Source organism: Streptococcus suis (assembly GCF_016775005.1).
Classification (GTDB): domain Bacteria; phylum Bacillota; class Bacilli; order Lactobacillales; family Streptococcaceae; genus Streptococcus; species Streptococcus suivaginalis.
Window position 1 is genome coordinate 202,411 of sequence record NZ_JAEUXI010000002.1, and the last position, 26,877, is coordinate 229,287.

At 40.0% G+C, this 26,877-nt stretch carries 25 protein-coding genes and 1 pseudogene; 7 read left to right on the forward strand and 19 right to left on the reverse strand.

Translation table 11 applies throughout. The features are described from left to right. Window positions 1–22: 22 nt before the first annotated feature. From lacG to pezA, 12 genes are all read right to left on the reverse strand, one after another. The gene (gene lacG, locus JNG37_RS03110; protein WP_029187006.1) at window positions 23–1,429 is read right to left on the reverse strand and encodes a 6-phospho-beta-galactosidase; all 1,407 of its coding nucleotides are present in this window, start codon (window positions 1,427–1,429) and stop codon (window positions 23–25) included. Window positions 1,430–1,662: 233 nt separating this feature from the next. Continuing rightward, complete coding sequence (locus JNG37_RS03115) at window positions 1,663–3,342, reverse strand: lactose-specific PTS transporter subunit EIIC (protein WP_158455866.1); 1,680 nt, start codon at window positions 3,340–3,342, stop codon at window positions 1,663–1,665. After that, complete coding sequence (locus tag JNG37_RS03120; protein WP_003048451.1) at window positions 3,342–3,659, reverse strand: PTS lactose/cellobiose transporter subunit IIA; 318 nt, start codon at window positions 3,657–3,659, stop codon at window positions 3,342–3,344. Before JNG37_RS03120 ends, JNG37_RS03115 begins: the two co-directional genes overlap by 1 nt. A gap of 31 nt (window positions 3,660–3,690) precedes the next feature. Further along, window positions 3,691–4,524, reverse strand: coding sequence for a PRD domain-containing protein (locus JNG37_RS03125; protein ID WP_158455868.1), 834 nt, complete (start codon window positions 4,522–4,524; stop codon window positions 3,691–3,693). Between the two features lie 184 nt (window positions 4,525–4,708). Further along, on the reverse strand, window positions 4,709–5,689 hold the full coding sequence (gene lacD, locus JNG37_RS03130) for a tagatose-bisphosphate aldolase (protein ID WP_158455870.1): 981 nt from the start codon (window positions 5,687–5,689) through the stop codon (window positions 4,709–4,711). Between the two features lies 1 nt (window position 5,690). Next, a complete protein-coding gene (locus tag JNG37_RS03135) occupies window positions 5,691–6,623 on the reverse strand; it encodes a tagatose-6-phosphate kinase (RefSeq protein WP_158455872.1) in 933 nt (310 codons plus the stop codon). 9 nt (window positions 6,624–6,632) lie between these two features. Next, the gene (lacB, locus tag JNG37_RS03140) at window positions 6,633–7,148 is read right to left on the reverse strand and encodes a galactose-6-phosphate isomerase subunit LacB (RefSeq protein WP_158455874.1); all 516 of its coding nucleotides are present in this window, start codon (window positions 7,146–7,148) and stop codon (window positions 6,633–6,635) included. A 26-nt stretch (window positions 7,149–7,174) separates the two neighbouring features. Then, window positions 7,175–7,597, reverse strand: coding sequence for a galactose-6-phosphate isomerase subunit LacA (gene lacA, locus JNG37_RS03145; RefSeq protein WP_024384734.1), 423 nt, complete (start codon window positions 7,595–7,597; stop codon window positions 7,175–7,177). 205 nt (window positions 7,598–7,802) lie between these two features. Next, window positions 7,803–8,570, reverse strand: a complete 768-nt coding sequence (locus JNG37_RS03150; protein ID WP_158455876.1) for a DeoR/GlpR family DNA-binding transcription regulator — start codon at window positions 8,568–8,570, stop codon at window positions 7,803–7,805. Window positions 8,571–8,733: 163 nt separating this feature from the next. Further along, window positions 8,734–9,627: a restriction endonuclease gene (locus JNG37_RS03155; protein ID WP_158455878.1), complete on the reverse strand. Its 894-nt coding sequence runs from the start codon at window positions 9,625–9,627 to the stop codon at window positions 8,734–8,736. 202 nt (window positions 9,628–9,829) lie between these two features. Beyond that, window positions 9,830–10,606, reverse strand: a complete 777-nt coding sequence (gene pezT / locus JNG37_RS03160) for a type II toxin-antitoxin system toxin PezT (protein WP_158455880.1) — start codon at window positions 10,604–10,606, stop codon at window positions 9,830–9,832. After that, window positions 10,606–11,082, reverse strand: a complete 477-nt coding sequence (gene pezA, locus JNG37_RS03165; RefSeq protein ID WP_158456092.1) for a type II toxin-antitoxin system antitoxin PezA — start codon at window positions 11,080–11,082, stop codon at window positions 10,606–10,608. Before pezA ends, pezT begins: the two co-directional genes overlap by 1 nt. Before the next feature lie 980 nt (window positions 11,083–12,062). Here pezA and JNG37_RS03170 point away from each other — a divergent pair. Together JNG37_RS03170 and JNG37_RS03175 are read left to right on the forward strand one after the other, a co-directional pair. Continuing rightward, window positions 12,063–13,327 (forward strand): annotated as a pseudogene (locus JNG37_RS03170) (tyrosine-type recombinase/integrase). A 278-nt stretch (window positions 13,328–13,605) separates the two neighbouring features. Then, complete coding sequence (locus JNG37_RS03175; protein ID WP_158455881.1) at window positions 13,606–14,298, forward strand: MIP/aquaporin family protein; 693 nt, start codon at window positions 13,606–13,608, stop codon at window positions 14,296–14,298. 55 nt (window positions 14,299–14,353) lie between these two features. Here the strand turns inward: JNG37_RS03175 and JNG37_RS03180 are convergent, their stop codons facing one another. Both JNG37_RS03180 and JNG37_RS03185 read right to left on the reverse strand, forming a co-directional pair. Further along, on the reverse strand, window positions 14,354–14,758 hold the full coding sequence (locus tag JNG37_RS03180; RefSeq protein ID WP_158455883.1) for a hypothetical protein: 405 nt from the start codon (window positions 14,756–14,758) through the stop codon (window positions 14,354–14,356). 11 nt (window positions 14,759–14,769) lie between these two features. Further along, the gene (locus tag JNG37_RS03185) at window positions 14,770–15,516 is read right to left on the reverse strand and encodes a hypothetical protein (protein ID WP_158455885.1); all 747 of its coding nucleotides are present in this window, start codon (window positions 15,514–15,516) and stop codon (window positions 14,770–14,772) included. 173 nt (window positions 15,517–15,689) lie between these two features. Between JNG37_RS03185 and JNG37_RS03190 the strand changes: the two genes are divergently transcribed. Continuing rightward, window positions 15,690–16,154 (forward strand): helix-turn-helix transcriptional regulator, encoded by a 465-nt coding sequence (locus tag JNG37_RS03190; protein ID WP_158455887.1) that lies wholly within the window; start codon window positions 15,690–15,692, stop codon window positions 16,152–16,154. A 56-nt stretch (window positions 16,155–16,210) separates the two neighbouring features. Here the strand turns inward: JNG37_RS03190 and JNG37_RS03195 are convergent, their stop codons facing one another. Together JNG37_RS03195 and JNG37_RS03200 are read right to left on the reverse strand one after the other, a co-directional pair. Further along, a complete protein-coding gene (locus JNG37_RS03195; RefSeq protein WP_158455889.1) occupies window positions 16,211–16,816 on the reverse strand; it encodes an NUDIX hydrolase in 606 nt (201 codons plus the stop codon). 102 nt (window positions 16,817–16,918) lie between these two features. Continuing rightward, window positions 16,919–18,460: a helicase HerA-like domain-containing protein gene (locus JNG37_RS03200; RefSeq protein ID WP_158455891.1), complete on the reverse strand. Its 1,542-nt coding sequence runs from the start codon at window positions 18,458–18,460 to the stop codon at window positions 16,919–16,921. 254 nt (window positions 18,461–18,714) lie between these two features. Here JNG37_RS03200 and JNG37_RS03205 point away from each other — a divergent pair, with 254 nt between their 5' ends. The 4 genes from JNG37_RS03205 to JNG37_RS03220 all read left to right on the forward strand — a co-directional run bounded on the left by JNG37_RS03205 (window position 18,715) and on the right by JNG37_RS03220 (window position 21,834). Further along, window positions 18,715–19,521, forward strand: coding sequence for a formate/nitrite transporter family protein (locus tag JNG37_RS03205; RefSeq protein ID WP_158455893.1), 807 nt, complete (start codon window positions 18,715–18,717; stop codon window positions 19,519–19,521). 177 nt (window positions 19,522–19,698) lie between these two features. Continuing rightward, on the forward strand, window positions 19,699–20,025 hold the full coding sequence (locus tag JNG37_RS03210; protein ID WP_105111503.1) for a PadR family transcriptional regulator: 327 nt from the start codon (window positions 19,699–19,701) through the stop codon (window positions 20,023–20,025). Further along, on the forward strand, window positions 20,012–20,767 hold the full coding sequence (locus JNG37_RS03215; RefSeq protein WP_158455895.1) for a DUF1700 domain-containing protein: 756 nt from the start codon (window positions 20,012–20,014) through the stop codon (window positions 20,765–20,767). Before JNG37_RS03210 ends, JNG37_RS03215 begins: the two co-directional genes overlap by 14 nt. After that, complete coding sequence (locus JNG37_RS03220; RefSeq protein ID WP_158455897.1) at window positions 20,764–21,834, forward strand: DUF4097 family beta strand repeat-containing protein; 1,071 nt, start codon at window positions 20,764–20,766, stop codon at window positions 21,832–21,834. The genes JNG37_RS03215 and JNG37_RS03220 overlap by 4 nt, the downstream gene beginning before the upstream one ends. A 228-nt stretch (window positions 21,835–22,062) precedes the next feature. On the opposite strand, the gene JNG37_RS03225 is transcribed toward JNG37_RS03220, so the two are convergent. The 3 genes from JNG37_RS03225 to JNG37_RS03235 form a co-directional block, all read right to left on the reverse strand. Next, entirely contained in the window at window positions 22,063–24,543 is a 2,481-nt protein-coding gene (locus tag JNG37_RS03225) for an IdeS/Mac family cysteine endopeptidase (RefSeq protein ID WP_202848236.1), read from the reverse strand. 219 nt (window positions 24,544–24,762) lie between these two features. Then, entirely contained in the window at window positions 24,763–25,980 is a 1,218-nt protein-coding gene (locus JNG37_RS03230; RefSeq protein ID WP_158455905.1) for an ABC transporter permease, read from the reverse strand. After that, complete coding sequence (locus tag JNG37_RS03235; protein WP_158455908.1) at window positions 25,977–26,870, reverse strand: ABC transporter ATP-binding protein; 894 nt, start codon at window positions 26,868–26,870, stop codon at window positions 25,977–25,979. Before JNG37_RS03235 ends, JNG37_RS03230 begins: the two co-directional genes overlap by 4 nt. Window positions 26,871–26,877: the final 7 nt, after the last annotated feature.

The following is a 26,877-nucleotide window of genomic DNA, read 5'->3' on the forward strand; positions in this document are numbered from 1 at the left end:
GCTAGGCATCCTTGTATTATTTTTATTCAATAACCTGTGTTTCTGCTACTTTTTTATACCAATAAGCACTTTTCTTTGGATAGCGTTCTTGAGTCTCAAAGTCAACATAGAACAAACCATATCGTTTCTCGTATCCATTTGACCAAGAAAATACATCCATTAAGGACCAGATGAAATACCCTTTAACATTGGCACCATCTGAGATAGCATCTGAAATCACTTCTAAATGCTTTTTCACATAATCAATTCGACCATCGTCATAGACTGTACCATCTACAAATTCATCTTTATAGCCTAGACCATTTTCAGTGATGTAGATTTTCTTATAGTTTGGATAGTCATTTTTCACACGCATTATTTGGTCATAAAGGCCTTGTGGATAGATAATCCAATCCCAGTCCGTTTTTGGAATATCAACTGGGGACTCTCTACGACCAACTCCTTTGATTTGATACTTAGAACTTCCCTTTTCACCTTTACCATTATGGATAATTTCAGTTTCTCCATCATGTGCTCTCATCCAATCACTCATATAGTAATTGATGCCCAAGAAGTCGTTCAAATCTTTTGCAGCATCTAAGGCCGCGAAGTCTTCATCACGAAGGTCTAATTCCCCACCATTTACTTTCAAAATATGGCGAACACCTTCAAGAGTCTTTTCAGAATAGTAACCCAAGTATGTTGCATCTAGGATAAATTTATTGTGAATAATATCTTCAAGTTCAGCTGCACGGACATCTTCTGGATTGGTTGGATCATAAGGATATTTCGTTGGCAATGCATGTACAACACCAATTTCTCCGCTATAACCAGCATCCTTGTAGAGCTTAACTGCCTTGGCATGTGAAACCATCATATTGTGATGAGATTGGAATACTTTAGCTAGGTCATACTGAATACCTGGTGGGAACTTCCCAACAAGATACTGACCGTCACCAATTGGGCCGATTTCATTAAAGGTAGTCCAGTAATTAACTTCAGGAAATTCTTTGAAGCAAAACGCTGCGTAATTGACAAAGTGTTCAATGTTATCTCGATTTAGAAAGTCACCATTAGAATGTAGCGTTTCTGGTGTATCAAAATGGTGAAGCGTTACAAATGGTTCTACGTGACGTTTATGGCATTCCGCAAATAATTTATGGTAAAACTCTACTCCCTTTGGATTCACTTCTCCAAAGCCTGTTGGGAAGATACGAGACCAAGCAATTGAAATACGAATGCCGTTTACTCCAAATTGTTCACTTAATTCTAAATCAACTGGATAACGATTATAAAAATCAGAAGCTGGTTCCGCAGTGTACCAGTAATTATCTTCTAGATACTTATCCCATGCAACACGACCTTTTCCATCTGTCTTTGTGGCACCCTCTGCTTGATATGCAGCAGTTGCTCCACCAAATATAAAATCTTTTGGTAATGTTTTAACCATATGCCTACCTTCTTCTATCAAAAATAAATAAAGGGGTAGGAGTTGGAGATTTCACTCCCTCCCCTTTTGATTAAGAACCTGTATTCACAAGTGAAGTGCTTGTATATAAGAGATAGTTTTTCGCTAATCAAGGCAGTTTTTTGAGGGAATACTGACTGTATTTTGAAAAAAACTAACGATGAGTAGCTGAAAAACTAGCCTTAGATGGAAGTGCTGAACTGTGAATACAGGTTCTAGAACTGTTGTTTGACAAAGTCAAGAGCACCTTGACCATCACGTGTGAGTTTAATGTATTGAGCCCCTTCAGTTTTGGCGAGTTTTATGCCCAATGCATCGGTTTCTTGTTTCATATCATCATAGTTCGATGCTACTTGAGGTGCAAGGATAACCAATTGATATTCTGGCAAAATCTCACGGTGAGCACCATAGCTTCCTGCTGTCGCTGTGACTGGAACACCGTATTCTTTTGCGGCTTTAGTTAACGCGTTAGCAAGCAATCCACTTGTACCGCCGCCTGCACAAAGTACCAGAACGTTGGTTTGTTCAGAAATTTCGGTATCAACAGCAGCTTTTTCAAGGATAGCATCCGCCTTGGCAGTATTGAAGTTAGCCGCCACTTTCTCTTTCAAGCTATTTTCAACTTTCCCTGATTGTTCCTCAGCAAGAATTTGCTCATCATAAACTTTCAAGAATGGATAATAGATAAGTACATCGACAAATACCAATAAGATAGCTAGTGCAAAGGCAAGTGGAGCAAAGTTTGTTCCCATGACAATCCCCAATGGTCCTGGAGTTGTCCATGGTAAGTTGACGCTGAAACTGTTCATTTTTAGCGTATCAACAAAGAATTTGAAAATCCATACGTTAGCAATTGGAGCTAAAATAAATGGAACAAAGAATACTGGGTTAAGTACAAGCGGTGCACCAAACAAGATTGGTTCATTTACACCAAAGAATGTTGGAACAACTGAAGCACGTCCGATTGCTTTGTTTCGTTTAGACTTAGTCAACCACATAAACATGAATGGCACAACCAAGGTAGCACCTGTACCACCCATTGTCACGATAAACATTTGAGTACCTGAAGTCAGGATTTTGTCAGCGTGTTGACCCGCCTGCAAAAGTTGGAAGTTGGTTTCAATATTGGCATAGGTAATGGCTGCAATTGCTGGTTCAACAATTGATGGACCATGAATCCCTACAAACCAGAACAAAGCATAGGCACCAAAGATAATGGTAATACCAACATAACCATCTGCTGCTGTAAATAATGGCTCAAATAATTTTAAAATAGCCTCAGCAACGTTTGTTCCAACCAGTTGACGTGTCGCAAGATCAATTCCATACAAGACAAAGATAGACAATGCATATGGAATTACATCTTTAAACGCCTGGGATACGTTCGGTGGAACTTCATCTGGCATACGAATGGTGACATTGTTTTTCACACAGACCTTATAGATATTAACTGTAATGAAGGCTGCTAGAAAGGCTGTCAAAAGTCCTTTAGTTCCCATGTAACCATTGGCAAAACCACCTTCAATACCATCAGAAGCCAGTAATAGGAAACCTGAAATTGAGGCAATCATGGTTGAAATAAAGTTGATTTGATTGGTTTTTGGCAATTGACGGTTAAAAGCATCTGTCAAAGATTTTGCGGTCGTTCCTGCAACTAGGACAGCTACAATCCCCATTGTGTATCCGTAAGGTTTCATGATAGCAGCAACTGCTTCATCAGACCAAGTAAATCCAAAGATATTCGGCACGAAAGCTACCAATAGGAAGATACTTGAGAACAAAATAACTGGCATGGCTGCGATAAAACCATCACGGATAGCCCTTAAATAAGGGTTTCTCGAAATCTTTTCAAAGAAAGGCTTCCCTTTCTCAATAAATTCAATCAATTTATTCATTACTTATCACCTCGTTTGTACAATTCAATCATATGACTCATCATGTCTTTCAATAACAATGTTGTCATGAGATGGTCTTGACCATGCATAAGTGTCACACTAAAGGCTAAATCCTCACCAGCCGCTTCTTTTTGCAACAAGCTAGTCTGAGCATGATGAGCTTCAACAATACAAGCATTGGCAGCTTCAACTAGTTCTTCTGCTTTTGCATAATCACCTTTTTGAGCAGCAGCCAGTGCCTCCATCAAACGAGAACGTGCATCTCCAGCGAACGCAACAATCTCAAAACCTAATAACGTAATTTCTTCTCTGTTCATAATATGAACCTCCTTTTAAAATTGAATTGATTTACAATAACCGTTGAATATGTAGTACAATATAGAACCTTTCACTGTCATTTACAGGTTCATCAACCAATGATGTAATCATCTCAAAAATCTGACTTCCAATCAGGTAAGCTCTTGGATTCTGGAGCTTGATATGCTGTTCCAAACTAGCAATTGATTCATTTGACTGATGAGATCTATCTAAGTAATTCAGAAAATAGGACAGATGAATCATAAAGCGATCATAAAAATTGCTATTTTCTTTTGAGCGTTTAATCCCATTCTCCGTTAGAATTTGTTCAACATCTGTTATAATTTTTTTGCTGATGTCCTGTTCTTCACTTGTGGGATGAATGGTTTCACCCTTTGCATTAATTAAGTGAAGTGCAATTCTACCAATCTCATCATTTGGAAAATCTTTTAGCAACTTTTCACGAAACATAGCTAAGGCTTCACGCGCCATTTTGTATTCCAATGGATATTCGGCTGAAATATTGGGTAGCCTACTTTCTTGATAAGTATTCTTTAAAACCGCCTGATAGGCACAATAGATATGATCTGTCAGTGTCACATAGAGATATTCTTGTACAGGGTAATGATACGTTGCTACGAGATGATTGATAACCGTGTAGGTTGCCGAAATAAAATCTAAGGGAATATCTTTTAATAAGGTTAGAAAATTTTCTTTGGCTTCATCATTTTTTAGCGAAAAGATATTTTCTATCTTATCCTGAACAATTAAATCTCCCTTTTTCTTTTGAAAGGTTATACCTAATCCCATCACGACTGCCTGTTCCCCATGTTCATTTTTTACCAGAGCAGCGTTATTATTTAGTGACTGTATAATCCTAAACATATATTCCTCCTATATTTTTAAGCAAAAAAAGACTACAAACAAACCGAGAATATCCTACTCTCAAATCCATTTGTAGTCTTGCCTAATCGAATTAGTTACAATCCACTCTATTCTTGCTGATGAGATTATTATAGCATATCCTCAGAAAATGTAAACCCTTTCTTTAAGAAAAATGGTTATTTTTTTATAATTTTTCTACCCAGGAAGTAGCAGTTTGAGACAAGACTGCATCAAGCCCTTCAATATTTTCACGACCAACAGTTCGTAACCATTCACGTGCTGCTTTTTCTCCTTGTTCAATATAGACTGGCACAACACCCGCCCATGTTGCACGACCGCAGAGAACACCATTAAATTTAGCACCTGCTTCATGTGCAAATACTAGTGTATCTTGGAAGAGTTTAGCAGAAACACCTGCACTTAGATAAATATATGGCAAATGAGTTGATGCTTCTTGTTGACGAAAATGTTCGGCTGCTTCTTCTTTTGTATAAACGACTTCCCCTGTTCCAAAGCCTTCTACAAAATTCATGTTCACAGGTACTTCTACCTTGAGAACATCTACTCCAAAACGTTCATCCGAAAAGACTTTCATGGCTTCATTTACTTTTCTAGGTTTAACTTTGGCAAACTCAACACTAGCATTGTCATCAATCGTCTCATCGTAGCTCAAAATCTCCAAGAAGAATGGCAAACCTTCTGCCTGACATTCTGAACCTAAGCGTTCAATATAGGCATGTTTTTGAAGATTAACGTATGGATCACCATCAACGTCATAGTAGAGTAGAAACTTAATGGCATCTGCCCCCTCTTCTTTTAGTCGTTTTACAGACCATTCTACCAGGCAATCTGGCAAACGACTGGTAGAGCTGGTGTCATAGCCAGTTTTTTCATAAGCCAAAAGCAATCCACATTGCTCATCGCGGGCGCGTGAAGCTGGTAAGCCAAATTCAGGATCTAACAGAATTGAAGAAGAAAACTGTGTTAATTCTTCTGAAACTAGCGTTTTTAGCTCTTCCATCTGCTCCACAGTAGGTTCTTCTGCCTGATGTTTTGCCATCATTTTTTTCAAGGCTCCACGTTGGTCGAAGGCAAGAGCTGAAATGACTCCTGCTTCATTGCTTACTTTTTCCATATATTTTCTTTTTTCTGCTGTTACTACCATCTTAAACCTCCTCGACTTCAATTTGAGAATACAATACTTCTGAATGTTCTAGGTTGACATAACCTGTCTGTTCTTCCTGAGCATTTAACATACCCAAAATATTTGCATTTTTTAGTAGTTCTACATCAGATAATGCATGTTTCAAACTAGCTGCAATACCTGCAACAGTTGAGTCACCCGAACCTACTGGATTGACGACATTTATTTTTGGAATTTTAACACGATAGAACTTATCATTGTGTTTGGCAAAAGCCCCCTTTGCCCCCAAGGATACGACTATCCATTCAATTCCTTGGAATAATTGACCAGATAGAACTGCTTTTAATTCTTGAATATCATCTGTGACATTTTTGCCAATTAACTGTGATAACTCTTCTGTATTTGGCTTGATAACGGTCGGCTTCTGCTGGCTTTCTAAAACGTTTTTCAGGGCCTCACCAGAACAATCTAGAACAACAGCCACACCACATTTTTTACAAAGTTCAATGACCTTAACATAGTAGTTGCTAGCAAGTCCCTTAGGCAAACTTCCTGAAATAGCAACAACATCTACATTGTTCAGAATAATTTCTAGATGTTCGATAAAATTCAAGGCTTCATGTTCTTGAATAGTTGGTCCTTGTTCTAAAATCTCCGTCTGTTTGCCATCATGAAGAACCGCAATGCAGTTACGTGTTTCATTCCCAATTTCTACAAAGGAATTTTTAATATCATTTCGAGTGAGTTGTTTCTTTACATAACTTCCAAGTTCACCACCAATGAAACCAGTAGCCACAACATCTTCACCGATTTGTTTCAAAACCCGTGTCACATTAAGCCCCTTGCCTCCAGCTGTTTTTTGAACTTTTTCTACTCGATTGACCGTATCCAATTGAAAGGTATCCAATTGATAGGCAATATCAACCGACGGATTTAAAGTAATCGTCAAAATCATGTGAGCCTCCTAGTCGTGGTATTCTCCACGCTCCCACTTTTCAAGAAATTCTGTAAAGAACTCTGGATTAGCTTGCTCTTGATTGAGCGTTTCAACTGCAGCAATCTTTTCGATCAAACGTTTGTTTTCTTCAGTTGGTTTGTATTCTGCTTTAATGAAGGCTTCAATGATGTCGCACATGAGCAACTCACCCGTAATTTTGCCACCAAAACCAATGACGTTGGCATTTAACTCTTCCTTAGCGTAAAGTGCGGAGGTCATATCACGAACCAAGGCTGATCGAACACCAGGAACCTTGTTTACAGCATTGTTGATTCCAACACCAGTTCCACAGATACAAATGCCCAAATCTGCTTGTCCGCTTGCAACAGCTTCACCAACTTTTTTACCAAAGATTGGGTAATGAGTACGAACGTTGTCATAAGTCCCAAAGTCCAATACTTCATATCCTTGATTTTTCAAATAATCTACCACAGCGATTTTTTCATAGGTTACAATGTGGTCACAACCGATTGCAATTTTCATCTCTTATTCTCCTTTATTTACAACAATTAGCACATTTTATTTAGCATATCGACACGAATTTGGTGACGGCCGCCATCATACTCACCTTCAACAAATCCTTTAACGATATTTTTAGCAATTCCTTCTCCTACAATCTCACTACCGATTGTAATAATACGCGAATTGTTGTGCCCTCTTGTCATATAGGCAGAACGTTCATCTGAAACTTCTGCAGCGATCATGCCTTTGACTTTAGTTGCGGTCATAAATGGACCAACACCATAAGCATCAATCACAATACCAAGATTTCCTTCCTCTTGATTGACTGCTGCAACTACTGCCAAAGTTGTGTCAACAAAATCACTTCCATCACTGACATCTTTAAAGTCATATGATTTTTCTTGTAAATAATCTTTAATAACGTCCTTTAGTTTTGAGCCCGCTGGATCAGCACCGATAATGATTGTCATAACCTATCTCCTAACAAAAATAGAAAGTTGTAGCCATATGTGGCAGAAAATCTTTGTTTTGCAAAACTTAGAAAAGCGTTTTCGCTTTTTGTGTTTAAATTATACAACTAAACAAACACAAAGTCAACATATTTTGTTTTATTTTTGTTTATTTTTTTCATATATAAACAAAAAAACCAACATTTTACTGTTGGTTTTGATTATTTTATGATTTTGTAGAAATAATTTCAATGTGGTTATGTAATAATTGGTAATTTTCATCCTTTGCATTCATATCTGTCACGAGAGCAGTTACATCATTCAAATCACAAAAGGAAGTAAAATCATCTTTGCCAATTTTCGAGGCATCTAGCAGTAGGTACTTTTCTAAAGAATGTTTGATGGCAATATTTTGCGTATAGGCTTCCGCTAGGGTGGAAGTCATGACATCACTTCCCTTAAGTCCGTTACCTGAAAAGAAAATCTTGCTGAATCGCATTTTTTCTAAACTTGTATTGGTAATTTCTCCTACAAATGATTCTGTCACTTGGCGATATTCTCCTCCAAGGAGAAAGACTTGAAATTCCTCTGTTTTCTTTTGAGATAAAATGGTAAAAATAGGCATACAGTTGGTGATGACAGTTAGACGAGGATTTTTAATGGCCTCAGCCAGAAAGGCCACTGTTGTTCCTGGACCTAAAAATACCGTGTCTCCATCTTCTATCAGCTGTGCTGCCTTTTCGGCTATCTCTTGCTTGGCTTCCTTATTTTGAATGTGTTTCTCAGAATGGGAATATTCCCGATATTGAAAAGCCTTATTACTTCTAGCACCGCCATGGATTTTGGTTAAAACTCCTTGCTCTTCCAATTCAATGAAATCACGTCGAACAGTCATATCAGTAACATTTAGCAATTCAACAATCTCAGAGATTCGTACCGTACCTTTTTTATTTACCAATCGTGTAATTTCTTCTAGTCGTTCTCGTTTATTCATGTTTAATCCTTTGTTGTTTTTTTACATTATATCAAAAATCAACAAGAATATGTTGGAATTTTGAACATTTGTTCTAGGTAAAATGAAGATTCTTATCCAAATCTCAGTTCAGAAATTTTTTACATCATTAAGATAGAGCCAAGTCCTTCTTTGATAAAGGTTACTATTGATTAACAATTGAAACATAGGGATCACCCGTTTTAGAAGCGCCAACTATCTTGACTTTTAAAGCTTCGTATAAAGTAATCCTATTTTCAAGAATATAAGATAACTCTTGTCCATCCATAAATAAAATTTTAGAATCTCTATTTGCAAAGTCTTGAATTACCTCATCTCTAAAACCGTTTATTGAAAGAAACAGTCCTCGAGTTGAAGTTAGTTTTGTATCAACTTTTTGTTTTAAAGAAGCAATTTTCGGAGAATTTACTGGATTTTTTTCCCATTTCATTTCAACTAGATAATCAAAGCCTTCAAACCTAAAATAGCCATCTAACTGTTGAGTATTTGAGCTATTTCGATACGAATCATGGTAATCGATCTCGTTAACTTTGAATAAATTAGCAACAATTTTTTCTAGACGATATCCTCTTTCTTGAGGATTTTCACTTGAAAATAGCGAATAATACTCAAATTTTAACTCTTCAATTTTTTGAATCTGTTGTTGTCTAATTTGAATTTTCTTCTCCTGTTTTAAACGATGATAGGAATTATTCGATGTTTCATTAGTATTATTCTGTTGAGTATTACCTAGCATTCTCTTTAATTTTCTTAACGCATCCAATCCTCGATGTCTATCTTGAACTTCATCTGGAATATTTTTCATCTTATAAAATTCAGTTGCTATTTGTCTAATTATAAATCTTCCATCTTCTGTTTTATTAAGTTCATTTATAACATTTTTCGCCCACACAAACTTCGGTTCTGATTTCCATCTTAATATCAAATTATTAGGAACTCCTGAAGCCTGCATAAATGAAACGACAGTATCTTTATAATGAAAACACAATCCAAAACACTGAATAATTTGTTGTTGGATTTCGAAAGATATTTTAGTCATTTTTTCTCCTTTCTATCAACTATTTTACATTTCATTAATTAACCGTGTATAGTAACTTGGAAAATCACTCAATTTATCTTCAATTCTAGATGATTTCTGCTTAATTTCACTTCTAATCTGATTTTTACTTAGAGAATTAATCTCATGAGCAATCAATTGAACTACAATTCTATCTGAAAAACCCAATTCATACTGCATATAACTATACATCGTTTCCATTACTTCTACTCATCTCCCTCAACCGTTCCTGTCCAAACTTCATCATCTCCTCCTCTACCTTACTCCACTCTCCGAAAAGGCAGTTTTGAAGAACTTCTGCTGCGGAACCTTCATACGTTTTAGAATCATAAATGCAAGTCCTGTCTCTTTGATAAATCTGAATACAGTCAAAGAGTTGCTCTCTTTCTAACTCGCTTAGGTTATCAACCAAGTTCTCAACAATCCCATCATGGTGTTCTTTTGGTGTTGCCCTGGCCTGATTGGGATCGATGGCATAAAGCTCTTCGTAACGAATCAAGGTGCTGAGATAAGAAAGCTCTGGTTTGGTACCAATTACAGCTAAGGAAACTTGGTAGCCTTTTGATGATAATAATTGAGCAGTCTGACGAGGAACTTGAGTGGTACGCAAAGTCCCTTCAATCAGCAAATGATAACCTTGTGTACTAAGTTCATCAACCAGATGCTCAACCATTTTTCCTGCAAATCCCTTGGTATAGTCCACGCTGTCCTTGCCATACTTTTCTTGCAGGGCTAAGTAATTGGGATGCTGAGAACGGTAGCTGTCACCATCGATGATAATGATATTGCCTTGAAATTCCTTTTGCTTGATACGATGAATAGTTGTCTTACCTGCTCCACTTTGTCCTCCAAGTAAGATAGCTTTCGGTTGATCTGGAATCGTCTTTCCTCGGGTTAAAGCCCGAATGATTCGCTGCAAGGCCTTCTGAAATTCAGCCTCACTAAATTCTTCCAACCTCATTAAGCCACCACCCGATGATGCACCATATCTAACATCCGCTCAATACCGTCTAAATAGCCATTGTAACGCTCAATTTCATCGAAGGTGTCAATTAAATAAATTTGCGTATTGATCAATTCAGCCAAATCATCGCTCATGAGAATCCAAGGATTTGTTTCATCATCAAAAGCAATATCTTGACTATCCTGGTATCTATAAAGCTGTGATAAAATGGCTGCTCCACGTTCTTTTATCACTTCTACTTTTAAAGTCAATTGGTAATCTTCAACAGGTGTTAACATCTTGTCCTCCCCTACAATATCAACATAAGAAACGTTAAATTTTTGACAAATACGGTCGATGAGTTCTGTTGAAACTTTACTAGTTCCATTTTCATAACGACTCAGGCTATTGCGTGAAATCCCGACCATTTTCGCAAATTCTGGTTGTGTTAAATCGTGTGTCTGGCGTAGTGATTTTATATTGTCTCCAATCATAGATAAAGACCTCCTCATATTTGCTTTCATTATAACACAAAAACGACTGACGCACCATTTTTGGTGCGTTTTTGTTTTCTTATTTTTGGGTTAGCTGTCTGCAAGACCCCTCGGAGAGCGTTTGTAGTTTTGATGGACCACAGGGCTGTCAAAACTACAAAAACGTTACTTTTTGGCAAAAAGTAACAAAAAGCTATCTTGAATCGAAGTCAATTGTTAATCTTACAGCTCAAAAATATCGAACATAGGCCTGCGGGGAATAGCAATGCGCCCCGCTGTTGCCCGTCATTCGGGCAATCAAGCATGAATTTTCAGTTTCAAAATAATAAAAATGGAGTTCTACTTTGTCCATTTATTGGTCAAACATAGACTTTATAAATTTAGACCATTTTTCAACTATTAATGGACTTCATACCTATCCAATTTTTATTAAAAGATGGATTACTTTAACCATCCACCTTAGTATCAATAAAAATAATGGATGACTAGGTATTCCATAAAATCGCTATTCATGGTTATCTACATAACCCATTTTTTTACTAAAAGTTGGATCACTTCAATCTTCCATCCTAGTATCAATAAAAATATTGGATAACTAGGTATTCCATAAAATCGCTATTCATGGTTATCTACATAACCCATTTTTTTACTAAATTGGATTACTTCAGTCTTCCATCCTAGTATCAATAAAAATATTGGATAACCAGATACTCCATAAAATCTAAATTTATGGTCTATTTAGTTTTCCATTTTTATTGGATTCGTGGTACGTTCCATAATCCACTTTTTATTAAAAATGGATTACTTTATCCTTCCATTGTAGAGTCTATAAAATAATGGCTAACTAGACATTTCAGGAAAACTCTATCCATGGTTTATCTAGTTAGCCATTTTATTACCATTCATAAAATAATGGTATCAAAAAAGACTGTGGGGTTGTTATTTTAGCCTTATTACTTATCCGACATTAATGAGGCAACATGAATAAAGAAACGATTGAATATAAAGGCAAAAAAATTATTAAAACAACAAAAAAAGATGGCAGTATTAGCTATTCACAAAAAGGTGTCTATATCGGTACTGACAGCAAAACTGGAAAGTCAATTACCAAAACTGTCACAGCCAAAACACTTCGACAACTAGATAGGAAAATTGTTGAATTAAAATTGGAGTTTGAGTCTAATGGTTCAACGGTCAAAACAGTTATCAAGGTTTCAAATCTTGCAGAACTTGCCGAAGCTTGGTTTGCCAATTACAAGACATGGGTTAGTTCACACAATACTTTAAACAGAGTTAGAGGCTACTTGGACACTTATATTCTCCCAAAATTCGGAGATTATAAACCAGAGCAAATCACATCTGCTGATATACAACAATGGGTGAACTATTTAGCACAGAAATCACAAAAATCAGTTGCTTCAGGTAAGAAAAAATCTAGAAAAGGAGAAGCAAAAGATTTTGGTGCAGTAATCCATAAATTGAGTGATATATTCGATTACGGGATTACATTGGAAATCTTGACGACTAACCCTGCTAAAGTAGTTAAAATTCCTCCAAAACCTAAAGCTCATAAAAAACGTGTGATGGTATTGCATGATGAAGACTTAGCAAAATGGTTACAATTCCTTAATAGTCTTCAAAATACACGTGCTAATCGTCGTTTTAAAACGATTTGTAACACATTACTAGCATCTGCCCTTCGAATTAATGAATTACTTGCTCTTGACATTGATGATTTACTGTTTGACACAAATGAGATTCAAGTCAATAAAACATTAATGTGGAAAGCTGGGAATAAAAAATTAGGGATTAAAGGTGAGGTTATCTGTAAGCAAACACCGAAAACTGATGCTAGCAATCGGAATGTCTCCGTCCCTAGACAGGTTCTTGAGGAGCTCCGAGAATTTCATCTGGAAATGAATGCATATTTCACCAAGAAAGGGTTGCCAGAAAGCCCGTTAATTTTCCCAACAATATACGGAAACTATATGTGTGATAGGAACGAGCGTACAACTCTAGAAAAAAGATTAGAATCAATCAACTTACCTAAGTATGGATTTCATCTCTTTCGGCATACACATGCTTCATTGATGTTGAATGCAGGAGCAAATTGGAAGGAATTGCAGACACGTTTAGGGCACAAATCAATATCTACAACAATGGATACCTACGCTGAACTAGCTCCTAAAAAATTCAAAACGCTGTGAACATCTTTACTCAAAAAATGAAAGAGTTGACAGCTTAATTACATCACTACCTTTGTCACTACCTTTTACATAAATGATCGTCACAATTTTTCGAAAACCCTTATTATAAAAGGATTTTCAACAACAGGGATAAGATAATATTTAACCTTTACTGAAGTAAAATAATTGAACTAAGAAAGCACTTGAAACAATGGTTTCCGGTGCTTTTATTAATTTCTGTAAAGCAACTTACTAGATACCGTAGCTCTAGATCCCATCCGCTGGCACAAGTTTAAATTAATTTTCTTGAAATTTTTATGAAAACGATTCATGATAGATGACCGGAAGAAAAAACATATCTAAAAAGTTTTTAGCCGAATTAATCGGTACATTTATGTTGGTCTTTATTGGGACTGGCGCTGTTGTTTTTGGTAATGGTGTAGATGGTCTTGGTCATCTGGGAATTGCATTTGCCTTTGGTCTTTCTATCGTAGTGGCTGCTTACAGTATCGGTACTGTTTCAGGTGCACACTTGAACCCTGCTGTCTCATTGGCGATGTTCATCAACAAACGTTTGAACGCTCAAGAGTTTGTTACTTATGTGGCTGCGCAAGTTTTGGGAGCAATCCTTGCTTCAGCAACCTTGATTTTTTTCTTGTCAAATGCTGGACTTTCAACAGCCAGTTTAGGAGAAAATGGATTTACAACTGTAAATGCCGCAGGCGCTTTCTTGTTTGAAGCAATTGCAACCTTTTTCTTTGTTTTGGTTATCATTACAGTAACTTCAGCAAGCAAGGGCAATGGAAAAATTGCAGGTCTCGTTATCGGATTGACTTTGACTCTCTTGATTCTTTTGGGCTTGAACATCACAGGTCTCTCTGTCAACCCAGCACGTAGCTTGGCACCAGCTCTTTTTGTGGGCGGAACTGCCCTTAGCCAAGTTTGGGTCTTTATACTTGCACCGCTAGTTGGTGCTACACTTGCTGCACTAGTAGGTCAACATTTATTGGAAACTCAAAAAGTAAGATGAATTCCATTTTACAATAGGAAATCATTAAAAAGGAACACTTGAACAAGTGTTCCTTTTATGCTATGTCCGAAATAGAGTGGAGAATATCAAACGGTACTAAGTAAGGATTGCTTTTTCCTCCTACAATGTCGATAAAGGCTGTCTCTTTTCCTGCAATTTCTAGTTGATCAATAAGGTGAAACCTTGTTCCAATAGTCAGGAAGGGGCAACTTTTTCTTAATTCATCCGCAGCTTCTTTGGGTAAGCGCACTACTTTATATGTTTGTTCTTGGTTTGCTTGCTTGGCTGCTCCTTCTTTCTCTTGTTTGAGCCCCTTGAAAAAATGGTTCCAAACTTGTGTTGCTAAACATCCAACTAAAAAACCTCCTAATAATAACGCTGCTTGATAGTTATTAGCCCCTCCAACCTTTCCTGCTCTTGCGCTCATATCGATATATTCTTGAAATTTTTTACTCACCATATTTGTTCTCCTTATTTGTTTTTCAACTCGTAAATAGAATAGTCGATATCATCGACCTTGCTCCTCATTTCAAACAGCGTGTCTCTAGTCTCTCTAACAAGTTTAAGCACTTCGGAAACTTGCTCTTCATTACCTTTCATTTGCTGTGCTAGCGCCTCAAAAGATCGTTGTAAACGCTGGCTTTCATCTTTTCTCCAAGACTCATCAAAGTACAAATTAATGGCTTCTTTCAGTGTGTCTGCTCGCCAATCTTCGAAATAAGTAATCAGCCTGTCGATAGCATGGCAGGAATAGAGCGAGGGAGGCAACAAGTTTACAGATTCTACCTTTCTAGTCACCTCTGCTAGCACTTGACTTGTCTTATAGAGTTGCTCTTCGGCAAATGAGAGTTTACCTGTTTTTTCCTCCTGGTCCAACCGTTGAAACTCCTGCCTTTTATCGTGGTAGAGGTGATTGTACTCTTGTTTGACCTGCTCTAGCTTCTCATTGTATCTCTGTATAGCTGCATCTCGCTTGGCTACTGCCCTTTGGGACAATCTTCTAAGATCTAATGGACCAAATAGAGTAGGTGCTTCCCCAATTCTGTCCACGACAAACTTGGTTAAATAAGCATCATCAAACCCAGCTAGTCTTTTGGGTTGATAGTCCTTTGCCTCCTTGACCTTCAATTTTGCAGCTTCATTTTCTCTGGTCGCTTGCTCAAACTCAATTATCAATTTTCGAAATGTACGAAGTTCCTCTACAATAGTTTGGCCCATAGTTCTACTCCTCTTTATTAATTTCTACATCCAGTATAATTCAACATTTTTATTTTGTCAAGATTTTTATACAACTAAAATATATTTTTGTTCGTTTTATTTTTTGATCAACAAAAAAATCATTGTTTGTTCATTTTTTGATATAATATAGAAAAAGAGATGAAGGAATTCCCATGAACGAAAAGTATCCAAACTCAACAACCTTGGCACCTATCATGCAAGCTAATCTAAAAGAGATTCGAGAGACCATTGGATGGACTAGTGAAGATCTTGCCACCCTAATTGGAGTGACCAAGCAGACTATCAGTAATCTAGAGACAAATCGGAGTAAATTATCAAAGCTCCATTACATAGCCATTCGAACGGTAGTCGAGTTTGAAATTGAACAGTTGCAGCAAGTTGACCCTGACAGAGCAAGACGTGCCAAATTGCTCATGAGTTTTTTATCCGAATCACCCGATATCGCAAAACAATCTGGTAAGCATCTTGATTTAGAACAAATTCAAGAAACCTCTCAATTAATTGCTAAATCAAATTCCTATGCCAGTGCGGAAAAGATTATCCGATCCTTTGCCCCAATCTTTGCTACAGGTGTCATTAGTCTGCTTATGAAATCCGCAAACACTAGAAAAAAATAAGCATGACCAAGCCTGACTGAAATTGTTCTATGCCACAACAAAAAAAGACAGCCCGTCTACTGGCTGTCTTTTATCATCTCTACAAATCCTTGGGTGAACTGGGCGGTCATGCCCCAAAGGTTTTCTTCCAATCCTTCATAAAAAGGAACCAGGCGTTGGTGGTGGCTGAAGGGATACTCTTTACCGCCACGGATTCGTTCAAAGGGAAAATTACTTTGGGGATCAATAATCGAATCCAACTGATAATAGGTCGGTTCCAACTGCTGCATGGTTGACAGCGGAATGGTAAAGAGTTTGGCAACTTCTTCATTGGGTTTGATACTTGTCCAATCCGTCTGAAGAATACCGACAAAGCAACGAATCATAGACTTGCCAAAGACTAGGTAATCCAGCTCTCCCAAAATGTCAATCTGGTCTGATGAAAGATTTAATTCTTCCATAGTTTCTCGAATGGCCGCTTCTTGATAGGTTTCACCCGCTTCTACACGCCCACCTGGGAAGGAAACCTCCCCTGGTTGCGAAATGGCTTCGCTCCGCAATTGATATAAAATATGCCACTGGTCATCCCAAAATACCAGCGGAAGGAGGACGGCATAGATTCGTTCCAAGCCCAAGGGTTGGGGTCTGCGGTTGGTTAAAAGAGAATGAAGTTGGTCCTGCATGTCTATTCCTCACTAACTAGTGTCACTCTCCATATCTTAGCACAGGTCTCTAACTGGGGCAAGTAATTGCTCCTACAAATAAAAGGGGGCCGCCCGCCCCCCTTATTTCCCTTTTAACATGCCCAAAATACCTCGGGTCACCACGCGCCCTACCTCTCTACCGACCTGACTCATCAGGTTTTTAGTAAAACGGTCCATAGTTGAATCAGTTCTGCGACTGGTTGGCTGGCTAGCTTTTTGAGCAGCTTTCTCCGCTTTTTCTCGGGCTTTTGCCGCTGCCTGTGCTTCTTTTTCTGCTTCTTTGGCTTCCTTTTCAGCCTGCTTTTTCTTTTCCGCTTCCTCAGCAGCTTGAAGGAGGGCAGCCTCTTTCTCCTGCGTCAGAGCTGTGATCTGTTCATGGGCCGATTGGCGGTCCACCATCTCAGCATACTTGTCCAGAAGACTGGATTTGTTAATCAGGTTCAAGACTGTTGTTGGCTCTACAGTTCCCAAAAGACTCTTAGGTGGATAGATAAGGACTCGATCTGCCAGACTCGGAGTTCCGTCCTCCTGCAAGGTGGAAACCACTGCTTCCCCTACCTGCAATTCCTGAATGACTTTGGCTAAATCAAGACCCTCTTCTTGGCGGAAGGTCTCAGCCACTGTTGTCACCGTCTTGAGCTCTTTTGGCGTAAAAGCACGAAGACCGTGTTGGATGCGGTTTCCCAACTGCGCTGCCACGCTATCTGGAATGTCTGTAGGATTTTGAGTGACAAAGAAGACACCCACGCCCTTGGAACGAATCAGTCGAACAATCAGTTCAATTTTTTCCAATAGAACCTTTGGTGCATCTTTGAAGAGCACGTGGGCTTCGTCAAAGAAGAATACTAATTTTGGTTTGTCCAAATCCCCTTCTTCTGGTAAACTTTCATAAAGTTCTGTCAACAGACTGAGCAAAACAGTTGAATAGAGGGTGGGTTGATTGAAGAGATCCTTGGCATTGAGAATGTTAATGACTCCACGACCATCTGAGCTAGTGCGCATCAAGTCAGCAATTTCCAAACTTGGTTCACCAAAGAATTGATTGCCACCTTGCTGTTCCAAAACCACCAGGCTACGAAGAATGGCTCCAACTGAGCGAGCTGGGATATTACCATAATACTTGCTGAGCTCTTCAGCTTTTTCAGCCACGTAGTTAAGCATAGCCCGCAAGTCCATCAAATCAAGCAAGAGTAGACCTTCCTGATCTGCTACACTAAAGACGATGTTCAAAATACTTTCCTGGGTTTCGTTTAGTCCCAAAATCCTGGTCAACAAGACAGGACCCATCTCTGAAATCGTCATGCGAACAGGAATCCCTTCCTGACCCAAGACATCCCACAATTCAACTGGATAGGCTGCTGGCTGGTAGTCACCATACTGCGTTGCTTCCAAACGGCCTGGGTCAATCTCCTTGCTGTTTTCCGCCGCCAGACTAGTCAAGTCTCCCTTTATATCGGCCAGAAATACTGGAATCCCTGCATCACTCAACTGCTCTGCCAAGACTTTAAGGGTCACCGTTTTACCCGTCCCTGTTGCTCCAGCGATAATCCCGTGCCGATTAAGTCGTTTCAAGGGAATTTCTGCGATTGTTTTACCATAACCAAAGGCAATTGTTTGTGACATATTGTCTCCTCTTTTCCGATCTTTTCTATCTATATTGTAGCATAGTTTCAAGAAATCAGAAGGAGAAAAGAGCCAGCTTCTTCTTAAAATCTCGCCTATTTCCGACTTAGAGGGCTTGGAAATTTTCAGGAGAAAAATGAGAGCGATTACTTTGTGTTTTTGCCGAAAAACACTTACTATTTTAGTCATTTTCTGTTATACTCTCTTATTGTGAGAAACTTTTCAATATCCGCTAACAAATAAAGGAGACTATTATGGCAGAAAATCAGGATACACTCATTTACAACATAGACAAGAGTATCAAGAAAAAGGCTGACTTGATTGAAAGCAACTTCTTTGCCTATGCGATTCGGGCAGCCATGGCCAGCGTTTATCTGGCAATTGGTTTGGCAATCTCAGCCTATGTCGCTGACAAGCTTAACCACATCGTGGATGGCTTGGGTAAATTTGGTTACGGACTTATGTTCGGTTGGTGCTTGGTCATGATTCTCTACATGAATGCCGAGCTCGGTACATCCAACATGATGTATATGACTTCCGCTGTTCACCGCAAGGTTATCCCAACCAAAACTGCTCTTAAGATTTTAGCAACCTGTATCTTCTTCAACTTCGTTGGTGCAGTGATTGTCTGCTTCATGCTCTCTTATACGCAACCTTACCAGGTTGGTCACTTGGATGAGCATAGCTACTTGATCCAGGCTACGACTGCCAAACTGATGAAGACCCCATTGACCCAGTTTGTCGAAGGGATCTTTGCCAACATCGTGGTCAACATCGCAGTCTTTATTTCTATGCGTATGAAAGACGATGCTGGACGTGTGATTTCCCTCATCTTTATCATCTTCATCTTTGCCTTCCTCGGCTTTGAGCACGTAATTGCCAACTTCTCAACCTTCTCTCTTGCTTTCTTTGCAAATGGCGGAGCTGTCGAGGGAATGACAGTGATGAGCGTATTGACCAACTTCCTCTTCTCAGGTCTTGGAAACTTTGTCGGCGGTGGTATCCTGATCGGCTTCCTTTACAGCTGGCTCAGCAATAAATCAAAACTCTATGTGGACTAAACTACAAACAGGACTGGAATACCAGTCCTATTTTTTTGAAAAAATTTCCCTCAAATGACTTGACAATTTATTTAAGTGGGTGTATATTTTATATATAGTAAATTTTGATATATACAAAAATCAGTATATAACAAATATCAACCCACAAGGCGATCATCATCGAAAGGAGTGAGCCACATGCATTTTCCCGTACCTGCTGTGCTGACGGAATTTCTCATTATGGCCATTTTAGAATCCAATGATTCCTACGGCTATGAGATCTGTCAGACTATCAAGCTGATTTCCAACATAAAGGAATCTGCCCTCTATCCCATTCTGAAACGCTTGGAACAACAGGATCTCTTGACCACCTATTCACAGGAATTCCAAGGACGGATGAGGAAATATTATAGTTTAACCCAGCTAGGCCATGAAGAATTGGTCCAACTCAAAGAAGACTGGGATATCTATACGACTACTATCAACGGCATCATAGAAGGGAGTGTCCGCCATGACAAGAACTGAGTACATGGAGCAACTTGAAAAGCATTTGAAAAAGTTGCCCCACAAGGAATACTTGGAAGCCAGAAACTTTTTTGAAGAATATTTTGACGAGGCTGGTCCTGAACGTGAAGCCGATATCATGGAAGAGTTGGGGTCTCCTAAAGAAGCAGCCAATGAACTGATCAACAACATGCTCAACCGTCAACTGGAAGACCCAAATCCAACAGAAGATGTGACCAGTCCACAAGACAAGCGCTTCTTGCTTACTTTGGCCTTGTTGAGTGCTGCCCTTCTCATCTCTGCTTTCTTCCTCTTTGCTGAACCACTGCTTGGAATCATGGGAATCTTCTTGGTCACCATCAGCACAGCTTTTTACATAGGAAAGAACTTAGAGCAATTGAAACATACACGGAAAACAGTTTGGTTGGCCAGTCTTGCTCTGATTACCCTTCCGATTACCATCCCTCTTCTTCTCTTGCTGATCGGGGCCTTGTTAGGCTTGGTATTATTAATTATCGCCTTCATCATTGGTGCATTTGGCTTGGGAGTCGGCTTGATGGTTACTGGCGGTTCCTTGATTTGGGAAGGATTTACCTTGCTTTCAAAAGGATTCAATGTCTTCATCATGGGCTTTGGCGCTGGCCTATCCTTGTTTGGTGCGGCAATCCTACTCTACCTTTTGACCGGATTTTTCACCTATTGGGCATGGCGCTTGGTCAAAACCTTCTTCCAATGGATCTTGAAACGAGGTAAACGAGCATGAAAAAGAAACTTACTATCGCCCTCATCACGGGCTTTGTCAGCTTGATTTCTGGCTTGATTCTGGTTGGAATTGGATTTTTCTCCGGAGGTCTCAACCGCCTGGAAGAAATTGCAAAGCCGAATCAGGTTCAAACATCCTATACTTCCCTATCAGAAATCCAGATTAAAGATCTTCCGCATTCGGTTACGATCAAGGAATCAACCGACGGACTCTTCCATGTGTCCTATGCCAACTCAAAAAATAACACCCACAACACAGTTGAAGTCACTGAGAAAAATGGCATCCTGGCCCTTAGCTCCAAAAATCCCCAACTGTCCATTCAAGGTATCATGCAGTTTCTCGGGGAAAGATTAGCCGATGACGCTATCGACATCTACTCTGTTACCATTGAGGTCCCAACAGGTAAGCAACTGGACAGACTCATCAGTAACAATACCTATAACCACTACTACGATAGTCTCTACATCGAAAATGTCCATATCAAGGAAATGACCGTCGAGCAAGGTGGGACACTTTATCTCAACAATATCCAATTGGATTCAGGTACTTTAAGCAGTTACTATACAGATATCAGCAAATCAACAATTAAAAATACCAATATCTCTGCTCAAAGCAACAATATCCAGTTCTACCAGACCCAGCTCGAAAATGTTTCTGTTGAAAACTATGGCCAACTGGATTTGATTGAAGGAACTCTCCTAGGAGACAACAAATTCCTTCCACACGAAGACCGAGCTTATACCGTGACCAATATCGATCTGACTGACCAATCATTAGCAGACATCAACCTCCAGATTCAAAATAAGCTTGACTTAAGAAGTCTAGGCGAATTTATGGGCTACTACTACGAGTCCGATGAAGAGTGGGAAACTGCCCAAAGCGAATCAAGTCTGATTGACGAAAGTCAGTTGAAAGATATTGGTATCTTTACAAGAGACCAGTATGAAAAACTAGAGGTCAAGGAAACAGAAGATGGTTTTAGTCTGACTGTTGAGAAAAAAGAAAGCAAAAACAAACTAAGCCTTGACGCAACCAACGCGACTATCAACTTCCGTGATCCAAAATAATTTTCTTACCAAATAAGAAAATTCAAAACAAAAGGAAAAAACACAGACAGTTCCAATTGATTCCAATCGAATCGAACCCTTCTGTCTGTGTTTTTCTTGTATTTTCTTCCCCTTGTTTGATATTCAGTAACGATCTAGTTTCAAGTAAAGAGACTGACAAGAGATGGGAGTGATTTGTCACAAACTTCCAAAATTAACATACTTATGAATCCATGCAATCTCTTTCTATTACTTTTCTTCTTTGGACTTGCGAGGAAGTAGCCAATAACCTAAAGCAACCAGACTGACTAGCGAACAGACCGCCTGATAGAGGAGAGGAACTCCCCTTCCTTTAGCGACTACCTGATGATTCTTTTGATTTTGCTCTTGAGGAATTGCACGAGTCCTTGGCAAATAGTTAACCTGATTTTTATCCCAATCCCTGTTAAAGGAGTCTGGAAGCATAGCAGCGCAGCTTGATGAATTTGACTGTAAATTTGCACCATCGCTCTTGTTTAATCTTGAGCTGCTTGTCATCTTCCCAACAAACTGATTAGAAGCCTCACTTTCTCTACTAAAATCTTCCCTTACGGCTGGTCCGCCATCCACTTCTTCCTCGAAACGAATAGGAGGTTTGCCCGCTGGCAATTCATACGTAACGGAGGAACCGTGGACTGAAAGGTGACCCGCTGGCAATTCATGCGTGACGGAGGAACCATGGACTGAAAGGTGACCCGCTGGCAATTCATGCGTGACGGAGGAACCGTGGACTGAAAGATGACCCGTTGGCAACTCATGCATAACGGAAGAACCATGAACTGAAAGATGACCTGAAAGATGACCCGCTGGTAATTCATGCGTGACGGAGGAGCCGTGGACCGAAAGATGACCCGCTGGCAATTCATGCGTGACGGAGGAACCGTGGACCGAAAGATGACCCGCTGGTAATTCATGCGTGACGGAGGAACCGTGGACCGAAAGGTGACCCGCTGGTAATTCATGCGTAACGGAGGAACCATGCACCGAAAGATGACCTGCAGGTAATTCATGCGTGACGGAGGAGCCGTGGACCGAAAGATGACCCGCTGGCAATTCATGCGTGACGGAGGAACCGTGGACCGAAAGATGACCTTGAGACAGAGAATGGTGGACAGCTTCTCCTAGCTTATGCATAGGAATGGCTAGTTGTTTCATTTCCGACTCCAAAACAGTCGTCAATTCAGCCGAAGCAACGACCTCATTAACTGCTGCCAAGGCCTCATCATACCTAGCCTCTAGCAAGGTTCTAAAGTCATTTTTTTCTTTTTCCGAAAATTCTTCCTGACTCATTATCGCTAGAAGGACTGCTTCTTTCTCTGTCGCCAATTGCTGTCTCGCCAACTGCCTTGCTGCTTCAATGGGATTGAAATATTCTTCCCAGTAGGTTTGACCGAGTTTGATGGTATGAACATAATCCAGATGAGAACCAACAGAGTTTTTCACAACATTGTTATTTAAACGAGGATTGCCAGAAGAATCACGCGTGATTCCCATCCGTTTCAAGCCAATCGGCTGGTGCTGATCATCCGAATCTGTAATATAAACCGCTCGAATCAATCCCTGCTCATCATACTCAGCCCCCCAGACCGTCACAATGTGGGTTGTCGTCCCAAATGTTCGATAGGCCAGTCCCAATAATCCCTGATTTTCCAAGGTATTGCGGACCAAATTTCCAAAATAGTGATAGTCGCCACTAAACATTCGGTCAGTCAATAATTTCTCCTTAAAAACATCATGGAAAAAACCACCACGTTTATCCGGTACCAAATCAGGATTTTCTAAGTTGACCCCTCCTTGATGTTTGGGTGGATAGCCATTGATGAAAAGATCCACCAGTGCATCCGATACAAACCCATTCAAGCGACGACCGTAGTAAGCCTTGAAAAGATTAAAAATCCGACTGTTTTGCTGGTCTTCAAAAGAATCTGTGTAGCGTCGCACATCTGTCAAAGAATAGTCCTGCTGCCCTAGATCAGCTCCATATTTCTCACTAATGAATCGTTCCACATAATCCTTATTTTGTTCCAACCACCAATGCAGCATATTGGAAGAAACTGCTGCAAAGCACAGGTTCAAGTCTTCTATGGAAGCATCCAAACTCTTGTTGGCATCGTAGTAACCCTTTCCAGCTTCAAATGGCATCGAATACTCAACAAACTCACCCGTTACTTCCTTCTCAAAATCACCAGCCTCTCCCATACTTGGTGGCGTTACCCCTTGCGCCCAAATTATTTCACGGGTCTCCCCACTTTCTGTGACATAGTGGCTGGTCGGTTGAGAGACAGGCACTACAAGATTTTCCCCTGCATAAGCTGGCTCTCCACCACTTCGAGACTCCCTACTAGGCAAGCTAGTTTCCTGATTTGTAGCAGAGCTCTCGCCATTAAGCCTTGGGGTTGATACTTCAGTCTGGTTTTCATCTGATTGTGGTTGGTCTAATTGAGAGGGGTTAGTCACAGACTCTGCTTGACTAGATCTCTCCTCTGCTAACGCTAGCCCCTCGCTATCTCCAATATCGGAAAGTGTAGATATTTCATTAGTAGAACTACCTAAGGTAGTTTCCGTATCAGCACTGACACCAACTGAACAAGTCGTAGCCATTGCAAAAAGAAAGGCAACCGAAACTAGACCTACTGATAATTTCCTCAGTGCAAAACGGACAGGATTGTGCATTGTTCTTACTCCCTTCATCTTTTTTATTTATTATATCAACAGTTCGGTAAATCTCAAAACAATCGTAAAATACGTCGCCATCTTCCTCACTTTTTCACCCGAGTCAACTTGCAATAGCATTTAGAAACCTATTCCCAGAAAAAAAGAAAATGCATAAAATCAAGCCGACAAGCATCTGATTTTATGCGTGTTTTCGCGTTGTCTATGTTTTTACTCAGTCAGATCTGGTAGGCAGACTTACTTGCTCATTAAGCCTTTTTTCAAACTTCTCCAAAAGCCGATATCATCGGTCTGTAAAATCAAACCTGCATAGGATTTGCCAATAAAGACAATTGCACCAATCGTGGTCGCTGCGAGAATGAAGAAGGATAGCCAGGTCTCCCAGCTACTCGCCCAGCCATTTATCTGGCGAATCGGCATAAAGAAGGAGGATAAAAATGGGATAAAGGATCCGATTTTCACCACGATATGTTCTTGTGCTTGTTGACCAAAGGTCATGGCCCCTAAAAATCCGATGATAATAGGATAAATAACAGGTTGAACAGCCTTGTTGACATCTTCTGGCCTCACCACAAGAGAGCCACACAAGGATGCCAAGGTCACTCCCAGGAGCAGACCAAAAATAGCAAAGAGAATCATGGTCCAGTCCAAGTTGTCTAAAACAGCTTGCACCAAGACCTGGTTTGACTCCAAGATTTCCTTGGTCAATTCCAATTGTCCTGCTAGGTGATAGGCCAAGATGCCACCTACAAGATAGACACCCAAATGGGTCGCAATGACGAGGAAGATACCAAAGATGCGACCGTAGAAATAGGTCCAGGCTGGAACACTAGAGAAAATCACTTCCATAATTTTCGTTCCCTTTTCACTGGCTACTTCCTGGGCAGTTGTAGAAGCATAGACAATAGTCATGATGTACATGAGGAAAATCAAGCCGAAGAAGGTAATCATCTGCCCAATTTTTTCCAGCCCCTCTTGGTCACCAACTTCCTCCACATAGGAAGGCTGGATGGTTAGAACTTCAAGCTGACTTGGTGTCAATTGAGCATTGGCTTCATTGAGCTGCTGTTGCAAGCTCTCTAGAATGGACTGGAAAGTTTGCTGAACGGATTGAGAAGGGACTTCTTTTCCATGATAGGTCGCCTGGTATTGCTGGTCCACTACTGCGACCTTGATATAGCCTGCCAATTCTTCTTCTGAAAACTGCTGCTTGGCTTCTTCTTCCGTCACAAGAACCATATCCAAATCAAGGGTCCCAAAGGCCATTTGGGTCATAAAGTCCTCACTTACGAGACCAATTTTTTCCGACCCAGCATCCATGCTAGAGCTTGTTAGATAGCCTGTTCCCAAAGATAAACCGAGAAAGAGGAAGGGGGATAGGACCATAAAAACAAAGGACCAGGATTTGACCTGCCGTAGGTAGGTCTCTTTTGCGACTAGGATAAAGGATTTCATTCGGCCACCCCCGATTTGATTTTAAAGATTTCATCAATAGTTGGCGCCTGCTGGTCAAAGGTTGCCAGATAGCGACCACCGCTGATCAACTGGAAGAGCTCTGGACCTGAAGCTTCATCGTCTAGGACAAGACGCCATTTATCGTGATTGGTCATTTGAATAGAGAGGACATGGGGCAGGTCTTCTAGCTGCTCTCTCGGAATATCCGAGGAAACAAAGAGGCGTGTCCGTCCAAACTGCCGACGAATATCCTGAATGCCTCCATTCAAGACCAGCTGCCCATCTTGGATCATCAGGAGTTGGTCACACAATTCTTCCACGTTGGTCATGACATGGTCTGAGAAGATGATGGTTGCCCCGCGCTCCTTTTCCTCCAAAATTACCCGCTTTAGGAGGGCAGTATTGACAGGATCCAGCCCTGAAAACGGCTCGTCTAAAATAATCAGGCTTGGCTCATGGATCAGGGTCACAATCAACTGGACTTTTTGCTGGTTTCCTTTGGATAGGCTTTTTATCTTGTCTGTTACTTTGCCTTTGACTTCCAATTTTTCCATCCAAATCGGTAGTTTTTCAGCAACTTCTTTCTTGGACAAACCCTTCAAACTCGCCAAATACCGTACCTGTTCAAAAACAGTCAGCTTGGGCATCAAACTGCGTTCTTCTGGTAAGTAGCCGATTCTTTGGAACAAATCTGGCGTAACAGCCTGCTGGTCGAGGACAATCTCTCCCTCGTAGCTGACAAATCCTAGTAAGGAATGGAAGAAGGTGGTTTTCCCTGCACCATTTTTCCCTACCAGACCACAAATGGTTCCAGACGGAATGGTGAAGGAAATGTCTTTCAAGACTTCCTTGCTTCCGTAACTTTTGCACAAGTGACGAACTTCTAACATCTCAACC